The organism is Cumulibacter manganitolerans, from assembly GCF_009602465.1.
In the GTDB taxonomy this organism is placed as follows: domain Bacteria; phylum Actinomycetota; class Actinomycetes; order Mycobacteriales; family Antricoccaceae; genus Cumulibacter; species Cumulibacter manganitolerans.
The window spans coordinates 1-2,629 of record NZ_WBKP01000110.1; the positions used below are offsets into that span (position 1 = coordinate 1).

The 2,629-nt window shown below is 69.0% G+C and carries 2 protein-coding genes; both read left to right on the forward strand.

Annotation, left to right across the window (positions count from 1 at the left end; translation table 11 throughout):
* Nucleotides 1–197 precede the first annotated feature (197 nt).
* On the forward strand, nucleotides 198–1,730 hold the full coding sequence (gene istA / locus F8A92_RS18290) for an IS21 family transposase (protein ID WP_153506614.1): 1,533 nt from the start codon (nucleotides 198–200) through the stop codon (nucleotides 1,728–1,730).
* Nucleotides 1,727–2,503, forward strand: coding sequence for an IS21-like element helper ATPase IstB (gene istB / locus F8A92_RS18295; protein WP_153506615.1), 777 nt, complete (start codon nucleotides 1,727–1,729; stop codon nucleotides 2,501–2,503). Before istA ends, istB begins: the two co-directional genes overlap by 4 nt.
* The last annotated feature ends 126 nt before the right edge of the window (nucleotides 2,504–2,629 follow it).

Consider the following 2,629-nt stretch of genomic DNA (forward strand, 5'->3'; position numbering starts at 1 on the left):
GCGTGTCGGCGGCCACGAGAGACTGCCCGGAGACGGCCACGAGGCTGCCTGGTGGCGGACGTGAGAACTGCCCGCTGACGGTCAGGGGATTTGCCCGACACGATGTCGTTTGCCTGGCCGCGGTCCGCGGTTGAGGCCCCTTCCTCGGGTGCGATGAGCGGTGCTTGAAGTCGCTATTGCCCCGAGGAAGGGACACGTTGAAGTCTGCCGAGGAAATCATGCAAATTCTGGATGCTTACGACCTGACTGGGTCATTTCGTGATGCCGCCGAGCTGGCGGGTTGTTCGCACCACACGGTGAAGAGGTACGTGCACGCGCGTGAGGCCGGGGGCCGGGTGGCTGCGCCACCGGCGCGCCCGCAGCTGATCGATGAGTTCTTGCCCAAGCTCGAGGAGTGGGTGGAACGTTCCCACGGGAAGGTCCGCGCGGACGTCGCCCACGAGAAGCTGCTCGCGCTGGGCTATACCGGTTCCGAGCGCACCACCCGCCGCGCGGTCGCGAAGTGCAAGTCCGCGTATCGGACCGGGCGGGTTCGGGTGCACCGGCCCTGGGTTGCCGAGCCGGGGATGTGGCTGCAGTACGACTACGGCGACGGTCCGGTGATCGATGGCGTGAAGACGGTGCTGTTCGTGGCGTGGTTGGCGTGGTCGCGGTTCCGGGTGGTGCTTGCGCTGCGGGACAAGACGATGCCGAGCGTGTTCGCGGCGTTGGATCAGACGTTCCGGCGGCTGGGCGGGGTGCCGACCTACGTGCTGACCGACAACGAGAAGACCGTCACGAGTGAACATATTGCTGGGATCGCGGTCCGCAACCGGCAGCTTCTCGGGTTCGCCGAGTACTACTCGGTGGTGGTGCACACGTGTGTGCCCGCGGACCCTGCGTCCAAGGGCGGCACCGAGTCGTCGGTGAAGATCAGCAAGGCCGACCTCGTGCCCAAGGACACCAATCTGCTCGAGCAGTACGCCAGCTTCGGCGAGCTCGAGGCGGCGTGTGAGGCGTTCTGTCAGAAGGTCAACACTCGCGTGCACCGGGTCACGAAACGGCCACCGATCGAGATGCTCGCCGAGGAGCGGGCCCGGCTGCACCCGGTCCCGACGAGCCCGCACACGGTCGCGTTCGGGACCACGCGGGTGGTGCCTGCCAACACGCCGATGGTGATGTTCGAGTCCGGGCAGTACTCGGTGCCGCACACGCTGCTCGGCGCCACGGTATGGGTCCGCGCTCACGGCGTGGGCGCCGCCGAGCAGGTCGTCATCGTGCACGTCGGGTCCGGCGGGCCGGTCGAGGTCGCCCGCCACGACCGGGCCACCCCGGGTTCCCCACGCATCCGCGACGAGCACTTCGGTCTGCAGCCCGCGGGAGCGTTGGAGCGCAGGCCGCGAGCGAAGAATGCTGCGGACGCGGAGTTCCTCGCCTTGGGTGAGGGCGCCGCGTTGTGGCTGATCGAGGCCGCTGCCGCGGGCACCACCAAGATGCGGGTGAAGATGGCCGAGGCACTCGCGCTGGCGAAGTTGTTCGATGCCGGCGAGGTCGACTGGGCGCTCGGGCACGCCGCGGTGCACGGCCGGTTCGCCGAGGCCGATCTCGCATCCATCCTCGATCACCACGCCGCGGGGCCCCGCAGCGGTCAGCACCGCGCCAGCGAAAACTCCTCGCTGACCCAGGGCACCAGCGGGTGGGCGCGCCTTGGCCAGCAGCCCGCCGCGGACACCGACGAGGTGAGCAGATGAAGACGACGAGCACCGCGCCGCCGCTGCCTGCGGAGCTGGAGGAGCTGCTGCGCCGGTTGCGGCTGCCGCACATCCGTCGTCACGCACCCGAGGTGGTCGCAACCGCGAAGGCGCAACGCTGGGAACCGGCCGAGGTCCTCAAGGCGCTGTTCGCCGAAGAGGTCGCCGGCCGGGAACGCTCCGCACTGGCCACGAGGCGGGCCGCAGCCGGATTCCCGACCGGGAAGACATTCCAGGCGTGGCAACCCGAGGTCTCCTCGATCCCGGCCCCGACCCAGCAGGCGCTCCGCACCCTGGAATGGGTGCACAGACGGGAAAACCTCGTCGTCTGTGGCCCATCCGGGACGGGCAAGACGTTCCTGCTCGAGGCGCTCGGCCAGCAGGCCGTCGAGACCGGGTTGAAGGTCGCCTGGTTCACCCTCGAAGACCTCGGGGTGCTGCTGCGCCGGCACCGCGCCGACGACACCGTATCGAAGGCCATCGCCCGCGTCCTGCGCGCTGACCTTGTCGTAGTCGATGACATCGGCCTCCTACCGGTCGCCGTCGACGCCGCCGAGGGGCTCTACCGGCTCGTCGATGCCGCCTACGAGAAACGCTCGATCGCGATCAGCTCGAACCTGCATCCATCCGGGTTCGACGAGCTGATGCCCAAGACGCTGGCCACCGCCACCGTCGACCGGCTGCTACACCACGCCCACGTCTGCCAGACCAGCGGCGACAGCGTCCGGCTCACCCAGGCACTCGCCGGCCAGGGGGTGAGCCCGTTGAGCTGAGCACCCCGGCCGGTGGTGGCCGCAGCCCCCTTGGGCAGATCCCATGGCCACCACCGGGCAATTCTTGTGGCCGTCAGCGGGCAGGTTTCATGTCCGCCACCGGGCAGTTCCTACTGTCCCTTGACA

Coding starts and splice junctions, on each gene's coding strand:
- istB (WP_153506615.1), top strand. CDS start 1,727: ATGAAGACGACGAGCACCGCGCCGCCGCTGCCTGCGGAGCTGGAGGAG.